Genomic DNA, 13,652 nt, shown 5'->3' on the forward strand with positions numbered 1-13,652 from the left:
GCCTTTCGGTGAGGGTGAGCGCGTGCCGCCCGACGACGGGACGCGTGCTGGGTGGTGCAGTCAGGAGGCGGGTCGGCGGGGGAAGACGATCTCGATCGCGACGTCGCCCGTGGCGAAGGGCTCGGCGGGGAAGGTGTTCCAGTGCCCGCGGGGGCAGCAGACGCCGGTCTTGCGGCGGGCGAGGTCGCGGCGGAGGGTCGCGAGGATCGCGAAGCGCGTCTCGCAGAGGGAGCACTGGCAGAGGACGAGCGCGGTGGGGTCGAGCGCGGCGACCGGCGCCTTCGGCCGCTCGGGAACGACCGCCGGCGCGGGCTCGGGCATCGGCTCGGCGGGCGCGGTCGACTCGGCGACGACGGGAACGTCCGCTGCGGGCGCCGGCGGCTCGGCGAGCTGCTCGAGCGCGGCGATCGCTTCGGGCGACGGCGGGACCGCGGTCGGCTTCGCGCCCGGGCGCGGTTTCGGGGTGCGCGGGCGCTCGTAGACCTCGACGCCGACCGACTCGACGGCGACGCCGGTCTCGGCGCGTGCCTCGGCGACGGTGAGCTTCCCGGTGGGGATGGGCTCGGTCTTCGGTGCGTGCTTGCGGATGATCTTCTCGGTCGCGAAGGAGGGGCGGTCGGTGGTGGCGGTGCCGTTGTCGACGTCGCGGTGGTAGGCCCAGTCGCCGGCGTACCGGATGCCGGCGTCCTTGCAGGTCATCTGGTCGGTGCCGGCGTTCGGGCAGGCGGCGTTCGTGCGGCAGCCGTCGGCGTAGCCGGTCGGGTGTCCGTGGCGGGTGAAGCGGGTCACGGTCATGCGGTCTCTCCAGGCCAGGTGGCGGCGTTGCGAGGGTCGAGGAGGTGGTCGACGGTCCCTTCGAACAGGTCGAGGGGGCGGACGAGGTACGCCCGGTGGCCGGTGGCGCGGAGGGCGTCGATCCAGGTGCGCTGCTCGGGGCGGACGCGGCCGGTGTGGGTCTTGAGCTCGAGGAACAGCGAGAGGCCGGCGCCGGGGTGCACGAGGTGAAGGTCGGGGTAGCCGGGGTTCGAGCGGCGCGAGTCGTGCGTGTGGTAGCTCATCCACCGGCGGAGCTCGGCGCGGGCGATGACCTCGCGCTGGAGGCCGGCCTCGGTCGTCTGCTTCGCGCGGAGCAGGTTGTACTCGGCGACGGTCAGGTTCGGGACCTGCTGGATGGCGGCCATCAGAACGCGTTCCCCTCGAGGAGGAGCTTCTCGGCGAGCAGCTCGCCGGTGAGCTCGAAAGCGCGCTGCTGCCATTCGAAGCCGTCGCGGCGGACGGCGGCGATCGCGTAGGCGGTCGGGTTCGCGACGGGCAGCTTCGACTTCGCGACGATCTCGTGGCAGAGCGTCGCGAACTGCTCGTCGTTGAGGTCGCAGTCGGCGAAGACGTGCCCGACTGAGCTGAGGAAGTCGACGACGTTGACCTCGTGGCGGCCGCCGAAGACCTGCAGCGGTGTCGGCGAAGCCGGGAGGTGAATCTCTCCGTCGGTCGATGCCGGGGCGTGCCCCTGGTGAGCTTCTGTGTGGGACTGACTCGTTAGATTGGGTCTCGTTAAGTGACTCTCGTTAAGAGGTCGCTCACCCTGAGCTACCCCCTCGCTCAGGGAGAGCTGGGGGGTAGCTCTCCCTGAGCTACCCCCCGCAGAGTTATCCACAGGCTCAGCGGATCGCTTCGGGCGGCGCGCGTGATTCTTGACGGTGTACTCGTTAGCGCTCTGACCGCCGTTCCCGCGAGCCGCATTCGTCCACTCGACGACGCCGATCTCGCGCAGCTCGACGAGAGCGCGCTTCACGGATGCGATCGAGCACGATGCCTCCGCGGCGATCGTCGCGTGCGACGGGAACGCGGTGCCGTACTTGTCGACGCGAGAGGACAGCGCGAGGTAGACGAGCTTCGTGTAGCCGGGGATGCTCGAGTCCTGCTGCAGCCAGCGCGGGATCTGCGCGAAGCCCGTGGGGTCCTTCGGGGAGTCGGTGCCGGTCGAGGTCGGAAGGCTCATCGCTGGCCCTCCTGGCGGCGCAGGGCGGCACGCTGAGCCGAGGCGAAGGCCTGAGCCTCGCGCGGGTTCTGACGGCGCCAGAGCGCCACCTGGCGGCGGGCGTAGCTGTACGCCTCGAAGCGGTTCGGGAAGAAGCGCGCGGTCATCGGGCGCCGGCCCCTCGTGGAGCGCTGCAGGGCGACGTCGTGCTCGCGGATCATGACCCGCCACATGCCGCCGATGAAGCTGATGAGGAGACGGTCGGAGGCGCGGGGCCAACGCAGCTTCGGGAGGTGGTCGGGCTGGTCGTGGAGGCTCACGCGGCCGCCTCCTCGAGGACGAGGGCGATCGCGGGGTCGAAGGTGCGCACGGCGTCCGTGGCCGCTTGGCCGCGCCAGCGGGTCGTCTCGCCGTCGAGGGTGCGCAGGACGAGGCGGCAGTCGAGGCACGGCGCGTTCGCGGTGAGGCGGTCGTGGCCGAGGAAGTCGATGCCGCAGCGCCAGCAGCGGCGCTCGTCGACAGGCTTCTCGCTGGCGCTCTGGCGGTTCATCGCGTTGTGCGCCTCGAGGCATCGCGGGTCGGTGCAGCCTCGGCGGTAGTGGTAGGAGCGCTGAGCCGAGGTCATCTCCTCGTGCGTCAGCTTCGCGGTGCGGGGCATGGTGGTCCTCGAGGTCAGGGAGTGAGGGTGAGCAGGGGCGCCTGCGCAGCGATGAGCAGGACGGCCACGGCGAGCGCCGTGAGCCAGTCGTGTCGGGTCATCGGCTGGTGCGTCGGTAGCGGGGGCGGTGTGCTCGGCGGGGCCGTGCGGGGCGGGTGCGCAGGTATCGGAGTGCGCGGAGGTGCCAGAGGGTCAGCGTGTCCATCGGCCGGTGAGGACGTAGATGGCGGTGAGGGTGATGGCGCCGAGGAGGACGGCGATGGGGCCGGCGGCGACGAGGGCGGGGATGCCAATCGTGATGGCGGCGATCGCGACGGTGAGCGCGAGGTAGGTGAGGGCTGCGGTCGTGGGGCGGCGTGCGGTGGTGGGCTGGTCAGTGGTGGTCATCGGTGCCTTCTTCGGTGAGGGTGACGTGCTGCCGGGTGAGGTCGAGGGGGTCGGTGCCGCCGAGGCGCTGGTGGAGCTTCTGGAGGCCGAGGGGTGTGATGCCGATCTGGGGGTAGAGCTCGGCCTTGCCGGGGACGCGGCGGGTGACGACGGTGAGGTAGCCGAGGACGAGGAGTTCGCGGACGGGTTCCCACTGGGTGCCGGGGCGGTCGAGCCAGCCGGAGTGGTGCATCCACTGGAAGAGGTGCTTCTGGCTGGTCTCGATGCCGGTGTCGCGGTTGAGGATCTGCGCGGCCTGGGCGACGGAGAACCACGGGTCGGGGGTGTGTGCGGGGAGGGATGCGGCGGGTGACCAGGGGCCTGCGATGAGGTTGGAGCCGGCGGGGATGGCGCGGGCGCTCTCGAGGTGGGCGACGGTGCGCGCCTGCTGGCCGACCCAGTCGATGAGCGCGTGGGCGCGGTCGGTGTCGAGGGCGCCGGCGACGAGGCGGATCTGCGCGAGGTCCCAGGCGATGCAGTGGGCGAGCTGCTCGCGGGTCGCGCTGGCGGATACCGCGGCGTCGGTCGCGTACGTGGCGGTGTCCTGCTGGAGGGCGCGGAGGACGTCGTGCGCGGGGACGGTCGCGGTGTCGTCGCGCCAGAGGACGCGGACGTCGGTGCCGCGCCACCGGAAGACGTAGAGCGCGGGGACGTCGAGCTCTTCGGCGACCATCGCGATCACTCGCCCGGCCGGACGGAGGAGGAGGAGCCTTCTAATCTGTTGGCTGAGCTTCTGGTGAGCGGCGAGGCGTGGGGGCACGCCTCGCCGCTCGTGCCGGCCAAGGTGGGGGAACCCCGGCCGTCGTCCTCTCCGGTTCCTGCAGCGGCGGGAGCTACCCGAGATGTGCCGCTGACCGGAGAGGAAGTGGAGGCGAGCTGGTCGATTTCGCTCGGGTCGAGGCCCTCACCGAAGAGAGAGGCGACCGGTACTGCGAGCGCCGCTGCTAGCGTGCCCAGCTCGGGTGCGGTGAAGTCGATGAAGCCGGCCAGGCGGCGAGATACTCCGGACTGCGAGAGACCGAGGATGCGCGCGACCTCGACCTGCGGCATGCGCCGGCGTGCGATGGCGGCTCGCACTTCCTCGGCAATCGCTGCAGTCTGATGCGTCATGCAGGCCAGAGTGCATCATATTCTGATGCACCGCAAGCGTGGGTGTAGCGCTGGGTGCATCACTTTGCGCCATATGGTGAGAGTCCGCCGCAACTCTTGATCCACCTAGCGCATATTTGATACGTTCTGCGCATGACGACATCGCAGATCCAGCCGAGCCTGGACGTGAACATGATGGTCGCGAACAACGTTCGCGCCGAGCTCAGCCGCGAGCGCTGGACGGGCCGCAAGGCTGCCGTCGCGCTGGGCCTGACCCCTACCTACGTGTCACGCCGCTTGAGTGGCGAGACGCCGATGACGCCGGCAGACCTGGTGATGTTCTCGGACTTCCTGTCGATTCCCGTCGGGCGCTTCTTCGCGCCGGCGAAACCCGGGACTGAAGATTAGAAGGCTCCTGCTCTATCCGCTGAGCTACGGGGGCGTCGTCGATCGAGAATACCGGGCCGACGGCGACTCGGCGGCGTCAGGAGCCCTGGACGAGCCCGAGGACGCCGACCACCAGAGAGACCGCCGCGAGCAGCAGCGAGGCGCCGATCAGGATGGTGTGCACCCGGAGGAACGTCGTCGCCTTCCCGCTCGCGTCCCGGGCGCGCGGATCCTTGCGGATCCGGCGGAGGAACGGGGGCCAGACGACGGCGTTCCACACCGCGTTGGCGATCAGGATCCAGCAGACGAGGGTCATCACGAACCCCGATTCTAGGAGGCCGCGCGGTGAGGCCCCGTCATCGGTGCCCGGAGCGTGTCGGTGGTCGCCGATACACTCTCCCCCATGAGTAGCGCCCCCGATCGTCTTGTCTGGATCGACTGCGAGATGACGGGACTCGACCTCGCCGTCGACGAGCTCGTCGAGATCGCCGTCATCGTCACAGACTTCGACCTCGAGCCCCTCGACGCGGGACTCTCGATCGTGATCCGACCCGACGACTCCGCGCTGGCGAACATGGGCGACTTCGTCCGCACGATGCACGAGGCCTCGGGGCTCCTCGACGAGATCCCGTCCGGGGTCAGCGTGGCCGAGGCCGAGTACGAGGTCCTCGAGTACGTGCTCAAGCACGTTCCGGCCGAGCAGCACGCCCCCCTCGCCGGCAACTCCATCGGCACCGATCGCGCCTTCCTCGTCAAGTACATGCCCAAGCTCGACTCGCACCTGCACTACCGCAACGTCGACGTCTCGACCGTGAAGGAGCTCGCCCGCCGCTGGTTCCCGCGGGTCTACTTCAACGCTCCGGCCAAGCACGGCGGTCACCGGGCCCTCGCCGACATCCTCGAGAGCATCCGCGAGCTGCGCTACTACCGGCGTGCCGCCTTCATCGCCGAGCCCGGCCCCACGACCGCCGAGGTGCAGGCCGTCTCGGCCGCCGTCGTGGACGAGTTCGCGTCACGGATGTAGTACTCTCGTACAGTTGCTTCGCGGGGTCGCCCCCGCGGATCGCGATCCTGGTGGGTATAGCTCAGTTGGCAGAGCGCCTGGTTGTGGTCTAGGAGGTCGCGGGTTCGAGCCCCGTTACTCACCCCAGCATCAGGAGACACCGAACCCTCGAGGTCGGTGTCGATGAAGGAAGAACCGCGTCTCGGTTCTGCGTGAAGGGCTCGGAGTCGAAGGACTCCGGGCCCTTCGTGCGATCAGCGGCGAGAGAGGCGTGGAGCATGCTGGACCTGGACAAGGCCGCCTTCGAGGCACTCGTCGTCGCCGAGCTCGACGCACTGCCCGACGACATGGTCGACGGCCTCGACAACGTGGTCTTCGTCGTCGAGGACCGCCCCGAGGACGGCTCGCTCGACCTGCTCGGGATCTACGACGGCGTCGCGCTGACCGAGCGGGAGCGCTACGGCTTCGGCGAGATGCCCGACCGCATCGTCCTCTTCCGAGAGCCCCACCTCGCGGCCTGCGACGACCTCGACGAGCTGCGGGACGAGATCCACGTGACCCTCGTCCACGAGATCGCCCACTTCTACGGCATCGACGACGACCGGCTGCACGAGCTCGGCTGGGCCTGACCCTCCTCCGCGCACGGCCCGTCACCGGTGTCGAGCACGAGGTCCGCGCTCTCGCGGGGAGCCTCGCGATCGCAGTAGCGCCGGAACTGCAGGTCCCAGTCGTCCCAGTGCGGCTCGAACAGGGCGCCGTCGCGGGCGAGGGCACGGGTGCGACGCTCCTGCTCCGAGGCCTCGATCCACACCGAGAGGTCGGCTCGGGCGCGGTTCGCCGCGCCGGCGGCACCGCAGCCCTCGAGCAGGAGGAGCGGAGCCGTCACGACTCGAGTGCCGGTCGTCGTGCCGGCCGCCCAGTTCCAGGGGCGCCATCGCGAGGCGAGGCCGAGCGCGTGCGGCCGGACGAGCTCGCGATGACTCGCGACCACGGCACTATCGAGGCCCGACCATCCGGGGTACAGGTCGTCCATCCGCACCAGCGCCGCCTCCGGTGCCCTCGCGGTGGAGCGGATCGCGCGCAGCAGCTCGACGGCGAAGGTCGACTTGCCGGAGCCGCTCGGGCCGTCGATCAGCAGCGTCCGCACCCGGCGGTCGACGACGCGGCGCGCGAGAGACCTCACGACGCGTTCGCTCGACGGCACGGGCTCAGACATCGAGGAGGAAGCTCCAGGTTCCCGCGAGGACCGCGGCCGTCACCGCGAGGACGGCGACGACGGCCCCGCCGAGGATCAGCAGCAGGTCGCCCGGGCGGAGCCGCGACTCCCGAGCCCAGGTGCGGGGAGCGTCGGAGCCGAAGCCCTTCGCCTCCATGGCGGTCGCGAGTCGGCTCCCCCGCCGGATCGCGAGGACGAGGAGCGAGAAAGCGCGCGACGCGAGGCTGCGCACCGCGTGGATCGGGCCGCGACCGTCCGCCAGCCCGCGGGCGCGACGCGCCATGGCGAGGGTGCGCCAGTCCTCGACCAGCAGGCCGACCAGGCGCATCCCGGCCAGCCCGCCCAGCACGAACCGAGCGGGCAGACGGAGGATCTGGGCGAGCCCGTCGGCGAGATCGGTCGGATCGGTCGTCGCGATCAGGACCACGCTGGGCAGGCCGATGGCGAGGACTCGCAGCGCGATGGCGGCGCCCAGCGCGAGCGACCCCTCCGTCACGCTGATGAAGAGGACCTGCGCGAGGACACTCCCCTCGTCACGCCCGTACAGCACGGTGGTCGCCCCGGCGAGCGGGGCGGCGATCCACAGTGGAGAGGTCCGCCGGAGGAGCTCCCCGAAGCGCAGGCCGGCGAAGGGCAGCACCAGGAGCTCGAGGGCGAGAGCCGTCGCGGCCGAGACGACGTCGACGGTCAGGACGAGGACGAGCGCGATCAGGAGGCTCGCGAGGAGCTTCGCGACCGGATTGGCGCGGGCGATCGGCCCGCGGGCCGGGACCGCCTCGAGCAGGCTCATCGGCCGGCTCCCGCGGGCTCGCCGATCAGGACCGTCTCGTCGGCCAGCGCCGCGACGAGGTGCTCGTCGTGGGTGACGGCGAGCACCGCCCTCCCGTCGTCGCGCAGCTCCGCCAGGAGATCCGCCACGACCTGCCAGGTGAGCCGGTCCTGGCCGAAGGTGGGCTCGTCGAGCACGACCACCGCGGGGCGGCGGACGAGCGCCGACGCCACAGCGAGCCTGCGCTTCTCGCCTCCCGAGAGGGTGAAGGGATTGGCCTCGGCCAGCGCCGAGAGACCCAGCCGGTCGAGCAGCTGGTCGGCGCGGCGTCGCTCGACCTCGTCGCGCACGCCGAGCCGGAGCTCCTCCCGCACCCGCGCGGTGAGGAACTGGTGCTCCGGCTCCTGGAACACCATCGCGACCCGGTCGGCGAGCTGCGCCGAGCTCCACCGGTGCGGGTGCGGCGACGCTCCGTCGCGGACCTCGGCCGAGGCCACCACCTCTCCCCCGGCGGGCGGCAGCAGGCCGGCGAGCGTGAGAGCGAGCGTGGACTTGCCGGCGCCGTTGGGTCCGAGCACGGCGGCGACCCGGCCGGCGGAGATCGCGAAGTCGAGCCCCGACACCACCGGCACGGGCTGACGCCGCCCGAAGACGGGCCGGCCGACGGCGAGATCCTGCGTGCTCAGAGCCGACGGCGCGGGGCCGTCGGCAGTCGGGAGGCGCGCGGGGACCTCGCCCGGCACCCACACTCCGGCGGCCGCGAGAGCGGTCCGGGCGCCGATCAGGACAGTCCGCGGATCGCCGTCGGCGATCACGGCCCCGTCGGCCCCCAGCACGACGACGCGATCGACGAGGTCGATCCACACGTCGACACGGTGCTCCACGACGACGAGCGTGGCGCCCGACCGCTCGAGACTGCGCTCGACCGCCGCCCTGACCTCGCGGACCCCCGCGGGATCGAGGTTCGCCGTCGGCTCGTCGAGGAGCAGGAGGCGCGGCTGCATCGCGAGCACGCCGGCGAGCGCGAGTCGCTGCTTCTGACCGCCGGACAGCGCCGAGGTCGATCGGTCGAGCGCCACGTCGAGCCCGACGTCGTCGAGGGCGCGGCGCACCCGCTCGGGGATCTGCTCGCGCGGCACGCCGAGGTTCTCGCAGGCGAAGCCGACATCGTCCCCGACCCGGGCGAGGACCGCCTGCGTGTCGGGATCCTGGAGCACGAGACCGGCGGCACCGCGGCTCGCGAGGGGCGCGAGCCCGTCGATGGCGAGCTCACCGGCCGACGCACCGTCCTCCTCCCCGCCGAGGACACCCGCGAGAGCGTGCAGGAGGGTGCTCTTGCCCGCACCTGAGGGACCGAGCAGCAGGACCTTCTCGCCCGGAGCGACGGCGAGATCGAGGCCCGTTATTGCCGTGCGGGAGCGCCCGGCGTGGCGCCAGCTCCAGCCACGGGCCCGGACGGACGCGCCCGTCATCGACCGCCCGCGCCCACTCCCTCGACGACCCGGCCCTCCCTGCCGGACGCGAAGCGGTCGAGCGCCCCCGATGCGGCGAGGGCGCGCACCGCGAACCACGGCAGCAGACCGGCCAGGACGGCTCCCGAGACGATCGAGGAGACGACGTAGACGGTCGCGAAGAGGCCGTCGATCCCGGCGTAGTAGACGATCAGATCGTTGATCGCGAGGGCGAGACCGGAGGCGGCGCCCGCGAGCAGCGCGACGATCGGCCGACCGCTGCGGTAGAGGAAGAGCGCGAAGACGATCTCGGCCCCGAGACCCTGGACGAGGCCGGACAGCAGGACGACGAAGCCCCACTGAGTGCCGATGAGAGCTGAGACGAGCGCGGCGACCAGTTCGGTGAACAGCGCGGCCCCGGGCTTGCGGATGATCAGGCCGCCGAGGACGCCGGCGAAGAGCCAGCCGCCGCCGAGGATGCCGCCGAGCCCGGGGAGGAAGTCGAAGACGACGCCGACAGCGGTCGTCGCGAGGCCCCAGGCCCAGAAGACGATGCCGCTCGCGACCGCGACCACGCTGGCGATGACGATGTCGACGACCCGCCAGCGGAGGACGCGAGCCGGACGGCTCGCGGTCGACGAGGAGGAGAGGGATGAGTTCTGCACTGACGTGCCCTTTCGTGGAAGCGAATAGGCACGGGTAGTAAGAGGAGATCGAAACGTTCCTTCGCTGGCATGACCCAGATCAGGTTCGACGGTCGAAGGCTGCGTGCCTTCCTCTCAGTCCGGTGCACCGGACTCCCGTGTTCGTCAGCAATCATAGACAGCATGTCGTGGTCGGTGGTCGTCGTGCTCGCGGTGATCCTGCTGGTGCTGCTGCAGGCGCTGCTGTGGCAGCGGAGGCGGCGCATCCGGCGGGAGCTGCTCAGCTACGGCACCCGCGTCGCCGGACGGGTCCTGGCCCACGATCCTGCGCGCGGGGACCGCGCCGCGACGGCGGAGCTCGGGCGGCTGCTCGTCGCCTACCGCCTCGCGGACGGCGAGGAGCGCCGGGCCCTGAAGGTGCCGCAGCGCCGCGGGGACGCGTGGATGGCGGGTGAGCCCGTGGCCGTGATCTACGATCCGCGCCGACCGGACGACGCCGAGCGCCTGATCGTCGGATTCGGACGGACCCAGAAGAAGTGGTTCACCGCGAGGCAGCAGCGCCTCCGCTGATCGCGGAGGGCGCCGCGGGGCGCCCTACTTCTTGAGGGCGCGGATGATGCGCGCGAGCGCCTTGCCGGTGACCCAGACGAACGGAATGCCGACGGCGAGCACGGAGACGACGTTCGGCTGGAAGCGCAGCCCGAGGTCGTCCTTGATGTAGGCGCCGATCGGGACGACCGCACCGCCACCGCCGCCACCGCCGCCCTCCTGGCCATCCTCGGAGCCGATGCCGCCGCCGAAGCCGAACCAGCGCAGGGCGACGGGCACGAGCGACACTCCGTCGACCGTCACCGGCTCCCCGTAGATGGTCGCGGCACCCGCGGAGGTGACGGAGTCGGCCAGGGACACGGCGATGTTGGGCATGCCCGAACGCTACTCCGCCCCTCTCGACGCCGACAACCGGCGCTGCGACTCGCACAGGACTCCCCCACCCCCGCCCGACCGTCAGCGGCCATACTCGTCGGATGCCTCCGCACCCCCGCCGTCGCCGGCCCGCTCGCGCGGCCGCCGTCGTCGTGCTGAGCGCCGCTCTGGCCGCTTTCCTCGCCTTCCACCGCGTGCTGCCCGACGCGGCAGGATGGCTCTCCGTCGTCGAGACGGGGATCCCGTGGACCGGGCTGGCCGTGCTGCTGCTCGTCTCGAGCGCCATCGCGCTGCGATCCCGCGCGGCCGGAGCCGCGGCGACCGTCCTGGCGATGGTCTACGGCGTGCTCGTCCTCCCGGTCGCTCTCCCCGGACCCGAGGTCCGCTCCGGCCGCTTCACCGTCGTCAGTCAGAACCTCGCGGCGAGCGGCGACGGCGCGGCCGAGCTCGTGACCTCGCTCGCGGCGGAGGGACCCGACGCCATCGCCCTCCAGGAGCTCGACGGCGACGCCCGGTCGGCGGTCGACGACGTGCTGTCCGAGCAGTACCCGTACTCGTACGTCGTCGGGACGGTCGGCGTGTGGAGCCGCACCGAGCTGTCGGACGGCACGCCGCTCGACCTCGGTCTCGACTGGAACCGGGCTCTCGCCGTCGACATCGACACCCCGCTGGGCCCGAGCCGCCTGTTCGTCGTGCACCTCGCCTCCTTCCGGCTCGGCGACCACGAGGAGCGCGACACCATGCTCGGCGGCCTCGCCTCGGCTCTCGCCGAGGACAGCTCCGACCGGACCCTCGTCGTCGGCGACTTCAACACCGCAACCGACGACCACCTGCTCGCACCCGTCCTGGCGGAGGCTGCGCTGGTGCGCGGCTCGGGAGTCGGCTTCCCCGCGACCTGGCCCTCACTGCTCCCGGTCGTCTCGCTCGATCACGCGCTGGCCGACGGGGTCCCCGCCTCCACACTGCGGGTGCTGCCGGCGAACGGCTCCGACCACCGGCCGATCAGTCTGACGATCGGTTCCGCGTAGCCAGGGTGTCGCTGAGGTCGATGCCCTTGGCCGACTCGGGAGCCGACTTCGCCAGGAGGGACGCCGGCCGGACGGCCCCGCTGCCGAAGCGCGCGGACACACCGTCGACGGCGAGCTCGGCGTCGCGCCAGTCGTCGGAGTCGCTCCAGAGCGAGAAGGCGACCTCGTCGCCCTCGACCAGCTGCTCGCCGCGCACGCCGATCAGCCTGACGGGCCGACGGAGCGGGTTCGCGGCCTCGAGGAGCGCGGAGGACGCCTCGTAGATCACCCGGGCGACGTCGGTCGGCTCGGGGAGCGTTCGCGAGCGGGTGAGAGTGCTGAAGTCCCCGAAGCGGACCTTGACCGCGACGGTCCGGCAGCGCACTCCCGCGTGCCTCAGGCGCACCGCCACCTTGTCCGAGAGGCGCAGCAGCTCTCGGCGCACCAGCTCGGGGTCGGCGACGTCGTCGGCGAAGGTGATCTCGTGACCGGCGCTCTTCTCGATCTGGCGCGTGTCGACCGAGCGCGGATCGACTCCGTTCGACAGAGCGTGCAGGCGGCGGCCCGTCGCCTCGCCGAGCGAGGAGATCAGCACCGGCAGCGGAGTCGCGGCGACGTCGGCGACCGTGCGCAGGCCCCGCCGCAGCAGCGCCTCCTCGGTGCTCGCCCCGACGCCCCACAGCGCGCTCACCGGGAGTGGATCGAGGAAGGCCTGCACGCCGTCGGAGGGGACGACGAGCAGCCCGTCGGGCTTGGAGCGACCCGAGGCGAGCTTGGCGACGAACTTGGTGCTCGCTATGCCCACGGAGCAGGTGAGCCCGAGCTCGGAGTGCACCTGCGCGCGGATCGCCGTGCCGATCGCCCAGGGGGAGCCGGAGATCCGGCGGGCACCCGCGACGTCGAGGAACGCCTCGTCGATGCTGAGCCGCTCGACCAGGGGCGTGAAGGAGTCGAAGATCGCCATCACCCGGCGCGACGCGTCGCGGTAGCGGTCCATGTGCGGCTCGAGCACGATCGCCTGCGGGCAGCGTCGGAGCGCGACCGCCATCGGCATCGCCGAGTTCACGCCGTAGCGGCGGGCCTCGTAGGTGGCGGCCGTGACGACGGACCGCGCGCCGCGGTGGCCGACGATGACCGGGAGGCCGCGGAGCTCCGGGTGCTCGAGCAGCTCGACCGAGGCGAAGAACGCGTCCATGTCGATGTGCAGGATGTGCGCGCGGGGGTCGTCGAACGGCTCGGTCGTGACCTGCCGCCCCGTGCCGTCCTGTTTGCTCACGTACCGTCCTGATCGCTCGACTCCCGCCTGTCCTCATGGTCGCACGCACCTCCGACATCGTGGTCGGAGGCCTCGGAGCGATCGAGCGGGAGGGAATGACCGGCGACCCGCCGCGGTTGACCCGAGCACCGACGACGACGCTCCGGAGAAGACATGACGCACCAGCAGCCCGACTCCCCCACCGCCCTCGAGATGAACCGCTGGCTCGACCTCCAGGAGCGCGCGCACGCCGCGTTCGAGGTCCGCCTCGCCCTGGTCGCCGACTGGACGGCGCCCACCCCCGACACCGAGTGGGACACCCGTGCTCTCGTGCTGCACGTCGTCCGCGAGCAGCAGCGGGCGCACACCCTGCTCTCGGGCGGGGACGAGTCGCCCATCCGCCTCGAGCCCGTCGCCGCCGATCTGCGCAGCGAGTGGCGCCGGGTCACCGACCGCGCCCGCGAGGCGGCCCGCGCCGTCGACCCCGAGGCCGTCCTGCGACTCGGCCGCGACACCGTCACGGCGCTCGAGCTCGTCCGCGAGCAGGTCTCCGACGTGACGATCCACGCCTGGGACCTCGCCCGCGCCACGCGGAGCGACGAGCACCTCGACGACGAGCTCGTTGCCGCCGTGTGGGAGCTGTTCGCCCCGCAGGAGGCGACGCTGCGCGCGAGCGGTCTCTACGCCCAGCCCGTGGCCGTCGATCTGGAGGCTCCGCTCCAGAGCCGTCTGCTCGCGATCACCGGCCGCGACGACCGACTGGCCGCCTGACCTCCCTCCCATCCGCGACCGGCAGGATGGGAGCACCGCAACGACCCCCGGGGCCACCAGCCCCGCAGACGAGA

The 13,652-nt window shown here is 71.8% G+C and carries 21 protein-coding genes, 1 tRNA gene and 1 riboswitch; of the genes, 7 read left to right on the forward strand and 15 right to left on the reverse strand.

All coding sequences use genetic code 11. From position 1 onward, the window contains the following. Positions 1–60: 60 nt before the first annotated feature. The 8 genes from GRS96_RS12515 to GRS96_RS12550 all read right to left on the reverse strand — a co-directional run bounded on the left by GRS96_RS12515 (position 61) and on the right by GRS96_RS12550 (position 4,172). The gene (locus GRS96_RS12515) at positions 61–795 is read right to left on the reverse strand and encodes a hypothetical protein (RefSeq protein WP_159988624.1); all 735 of its coding nucleotides are present in this window, start codon (positions 793–795) and stop codon (positions 61–63) included. Further along, on the reverse strand, positions 792–1,181 hold the full coding sequence (locus GRS96_RS12520) for a VRR-NUC domain-containing protein (RefSeq protein ID WP_159988625.1): 390 nt from the start codon (positions 1,179–1,181) through the stop codon (positions 792–794). The genes GRS96_RS12515 and GRS96_RS12520 overlap by 4 nt, the downstream gene beginning before the upstream one ends. Beyond that, entirely contained in the window at positions 1,181–1,999 is an 819-nt protein-coding gene (locus GRS96_RS12525) for a helix-turn-helix domain-containing protein (RefSeq protein WP_159988626.1), read from the reverse strand. Before GRS96_RS12525 ends, GRS96_RS12520 begins: the two co-directional genes overlap by 1 nt. After that, a complete protein-coding gene (locus GRS96_RS12530; protein WP_159988627.1) occupies positions 1,996–2,298 on the reverse strand; it encodes a hypothetical protein in 303 nt (100 codons plus the stop codon). The genes GRS96_RS12525 and GRS96_RS12530 overlap by 4 nt, the downstream gene beginning before the upstream one ends. Continuing rightward, positions 2,295–2,636, reverse strand: a complete 342-nt coding sequence (locus tag GRS96_RS12535; RefSeq protein ID WP_159988628.1) for a hypothetical protein — start codon at positions 2,634–2,636, stop codon at positions 2,295–2,297. The genes GRS96_RS12530 and GRS96_RS12535 overlap by 4 nt, the downstream gene beginning before the upstream one ends. Positions 2,637–2,828: 192 nt before the next feature. Then, positions 2,829–3,023 (reverse strand): hypothetical protein, encoded by a 195-nt coding sequence (locus GRS96_RS12540; protein ID WP_159988629.1) that lies wholly within the window; start codon positions 3,021–3,023, stop codon positions 2,829–2,831. Continuing rightward, entirely contained in the window at positions 3,010–3,735 is a 726-nt protein-coding gene (locus GRS96_RS12545; protein ID WP_159988630.1) for a phage antirepressor KilAC domain-containing protein, read from the reverse strand. Before GRS96_RS12545 ends, GRS96_RS12540 begins: the two co-directional genes overlap by 14 nt. 5 nt (positions 3,736–3,740) lie before the next feature. Next, entirely contained in the window at positions 3,741–4,172 is a 432-nt protein-coding gene (locus GRS96_RS12550; protein ID WP_159988631.1) for a helix-turn-helix domain-containing protein, read from the reverse strand. Between the two features lie 132 nt (positions 4,173–4,304). Between GRS96_RS12550 and GRS96_RS12555 the strand changes: the two genes are divergently transcribed. Next, positions 4,305–4,559, forward strand: coding sequence for a helix-turn-helix domain-containing protein (locus tag GRS96_RS12555; RefSeq protein ID WP_159988632.1), 255 nt, complete (start codon positions 4,305–4,307; stop codon positions 4,557–4,559). Between the two features lie 76 nt (positions 4,560–4,635). On the opposite strand, the gene GRS96_RS12560 is transcribed toward GRS96_RS12555, so the two are convergent. Further along, positions 4,636–4,854, reverse strand: a complete 219-nt coding sequence (locus GRS96_RS12560) for an SCO4848 family membrane protein (RefSeq protein WP_204162155.1) — start codon at positions 4,852–4,854, stop codon at positions 4,636–4,638. A gap of 87 nt (positions 4,855–4,941) precedes the next feature. Here GRS96_RS12560 and orn point away from each other — a divergent pair, with 87 nt between their 5' ends. The 3 genes from orn to GRS96_RS12575 all read left to right on the forward strand — a co-directional run bounded on the left by orn (position 4,942) and on the right by GRS96_RS12575 (position 6,170). After that, positions 4,942–5,562, forward strand: coding sequence for an oligoribonuclease (orn, locus tag GRS96_RS12565; protein WP_159853828.1), 621 nt, complete (start codon positions 4,942–4,944; stop codon positions 5,560–5,562). Between the two features lie 50 nt (positions 5,563–5,612). Further along, positions 5,613–5,688: transfer RNA gene (locus GRS96_RS12570), tRNA-His, on the forward strand. 131 nt (positions 5,689–5,819) lie between these two features. Beyond that, positions 5,820–6,170, forward strand: a complete 351-nt coding sequence (locus GRS96_RS12575) for a metallopeptidase family protein (RefSeq protein WP_159853830.1) — start codon at positions 5,820–5,822, stop codon at positions 6,168–6,170. On the opposite strand, the gene GRS96_RS12580 is transcribed toward GRS96_RS12575, so the two are convergent. Genes GRS96_RS12580 through GRS96_RS12595 form a run of 4 tightly spaced genes read right to left on the reverse strand, consistent with a single transcriptional unit; the run spans position 6,125 to position 9,642 of the window. Next, positions 6,125–6,724 (reverse strand): ATP-binding protein, encoded by a 600-nt coding sequence (locus GRS96_RS12580; RefSeq protein ID WP_204162082.1) that lies wholly within the window; start codon positions 6,722–6,724, stop codon positions 6,125–6,127. The two genes, GRS96_RS12575 and GRS96_RS12580, sit on opposite strands and share 46 nt — an antisense overlap. Before the next feature lie 25 nt (positions 6,725–6,749). Beyond that, complete coding sequence (locus GRS96_RS12585; protein ID WP_159853832.1) at positions 6,750–7,547, reverse strand: energy-coupling factor transporter transmembrane component T family protein; 798 nt, start codon at positions 7,545–7,547, stop codon at positions 6,750–6,752. Continuing rightward, entirely contained in the window at positions 7,544–8,998 is a 1,455-nt protein-coding gene (locus GRS96_RS12590; RefSeq protein ID WP_159988633.1) for an ABC transporter ATP-binding protein, read from the reverse strand. Before GRS96_RS12590 ends, GRS96_RS12585 begins: the two co-directional genes overlap by 4 nt. Next, positions 8,995–9,642: an ECF transporter S component gene (locus GRS96_RS12595; protein WP_159853836.1), complete on the reverse strand. Its 648-nt coding sequence runs from the start codon at positions 9,640–9,642 to the stop codon at positions 8,995–8,997. The genes GRS96_RS12590 and GRS96_RS12595 overlap by 4 nt, the downstream gene beginning before the upstream one ends. Before the next feature lie 39 nt (positions 9,643–9,681). Next, a riboswitch (TPP riboswitch) is annotated at positions 9,682–9,790 on the reverse strand. Positions 9,791–9,804: 14 nt separating this feature from the next. Here GRS96_RS12595 and GRS96_RS12600 point away from each other — a divergent pair. Further along, entirely contained in the window at positions 9,805–10,191 is a 387-nt protein-coding gene (locus tag GRS96_RS12600; protein ID WP_159853838.1) for a DUF3592 domain-containing protein, read from the forward strand. Between the two features lie 24 nt (positions 10,192–10,215). Here GRS96_RS12600 and GRS96_RS12605 read toward each other — a convergent pair whose 3' ends face one another. Then, the gene (locus GRS96_RS12605) at positions 10,216–10,545 is read right to left on the reverse strand and encodes a hypothetical protein (protein ID WP_159988634.1); all 330 of its coding nucleotides are present in this window, start codon (positions 10,543–10,545) and stop codon (positions 10,216–10,218) included. Between the two features lie 101 nt (positions 10,546–10,646). On the opposite strand from GRS96_RS12605, the gene GRS96_RS12610 reads away from it, so the two are divergent. After that, positions 10,647–11,573 carry an endonuclease/exonuclease/phosphatase family protein gene (locus GRS96_RS12610; RefSeq protein ID WP_159988635.1) on the forward strand — a complete coding sequence of 309 codons (927 nt, stop codon included), beginning with the start codon at positions 10,647–10,649 and terminating at the stop codon, positions 11,571–11,573. Here the strand turns inward: GRS96_RS12610 and dinB are convergent. Continuing rightward, a complete protein-coding gene (gene dinB, locus GRS96_RS12615) occupies positions 11,548–12,828 on the reverse strand; it encodes a DNA polymerase IV (RefSeq protein ID WP_159853844.1) in 1,281 nt (426 codons plus the stop codon). The two genes, GRS96_RS12610 and dinB, sit on opposite strands and share 26 nt — an antisense overlap. 153 nt (positions 12,829–12,981) lie before the next feature. On the opposite strand from dinB, the gene GRS96_RS12620 reads away from it, so the two are divergent. Next, positions 12,982–13,578: a TIGR03086 family metal-binding protein gene (locus GRS96_RS12620; protein WP_235021819.1), complete on the forward strand. Its 597-nt coding sequence runs from the start codon at positions 12,982–12,984 to the stop codon at positions 13,576–13,578. Positions 13,579–13,652: the final 74 nt, after the last annotated feature.

The sequence above is a fragment of the Rathayibacter sp. VKM Ac-2803 genome, assembly GCF_009807175.1.
Lineage (GTDB): Bacteria > Actinomycetota > Actinomycetes > Actinomycetales > Microbacteriaceae > Rathayibacter.

Bases quoted from the DNA above. Each gene is read 5' to 3' on its own strand.
- GRS96_RS12575 (WP_159853830.1), top strand. From the start codon at position 5,820: ATGCTGGACCTGGACAAGGCCGCCTTCGAGGCACTCGTCGTCGCCGAG.
- GRS96_RS12520 (WP_159988625.1), bottom strand. From the start codon at position 1,181: ATGGCCGCCATCCAGCAGGTCCCGAACCTGACCGTCGCCGAGTACAAC.
- GRS96_RS12515 (WP_159988624.1), bottom strand. From the start codon at position 795: ATGACCGTGACCCGCTTCACCCGCCACGGACACCCGACCGGCTACGCC.
- GRS96_RS12525 (WP_159988626.1), bottom strand. From the start codon at position 1,999: ATGAGCCTTCCGACCTCGACCGGCACCGACTCCCCGAAGGACCCCACG.
- GRS96_RS12560 (WP_204162155.1), bottom strand. From the start codon at position 4,854: ATGACCCTCGTCTGCTGGATCCTGATCGCCAACGCGGTGTGGAACGCC.
- GRS96_RS12550 (WP_159988631.1), bottom strand. From the start codon at position 4,172: ATGACGCATCAGACTGCAGCGATTGCCGAGGAAGTGCGAGCCGCCATC.
- GRS96_RS12605 (WP_159988634.1), bottom strand. From the start codon at position 10,545: ATGCCCAACATCGCCGTGTCCCTGGCCGACTCCGTCACCTCCGCGGGT.
- GRS96_RS12540 (WP_159988629.1), bottom strand. From the start codon at position 3,023: ATGACCACCACTGACCAGCCCACCACCGCACGCCGCCCCACGACCGCA.
- GRS96_RS12590 (WP_159988633.1), bottom strand. From the start codon at position 8,998: ATGACGGGCGCGTCCGTCCGGGCCCGTGGCTGGAGCTGGCGCCACGCC.
- GRS96_RS12610 (WP_159988635.1), top strand. From the start codon at position 10,647: ATGCCTCCGCACCCCCGCCGTCGCCGGCCCGCTCGCGCGGCCGCCGTC.
- GRS96_RS12555 (WP_159988632.1), top strand. From the start codon at position 4,305: ATGACGACATCGCAGATCCAGCCGAGCCTGGACGTGAACATGATGGTC.
- GRS96_RS12585 (WP_159853832.1), bottom strand. From the start codon at position 7,547: ATGAGCCTGCTCGAGGCGGTCCCGGCCCGCGGGCCGATCGCCCGCGCC.
- GRS96_RS12535 (WP_159988628.1), bottom strand. From the start codon at position 2,636: ATGCCCCGCACCGCGAAGCTGACGCACGAGGAGATGACCTCGGCTCAG.
- GRS96_RS12600 (WP_159853838.1), top strand. From the start codon at position 9,805: ATGTCGTGGTCGGTGGTCGTCGTGCTCGCGGTGATCCTGCTGGTGCTG.
- orn (WP_159853828.1), top strand. From the start codon at position 4,942: ATGAGTAGCGCCCCCGATCGTCTTGTCTGGATCGACTGCGAGATGACG.
- GRS96_RS12620 (WP_235021819.1), top strand. From the start codon at position 12,982: ATGACGCACCAGCAGCCCGACTCCCCCACCGCCCTCGAGATGAACCGC.
- GRS96_RS12545 (WP_159988630.1), bottom strand. From the start codon at position 3,735: ATGGTCGCCGAAGAGCTCGACGTCCCCGCGCTCTACGTCTTCCGGTGG.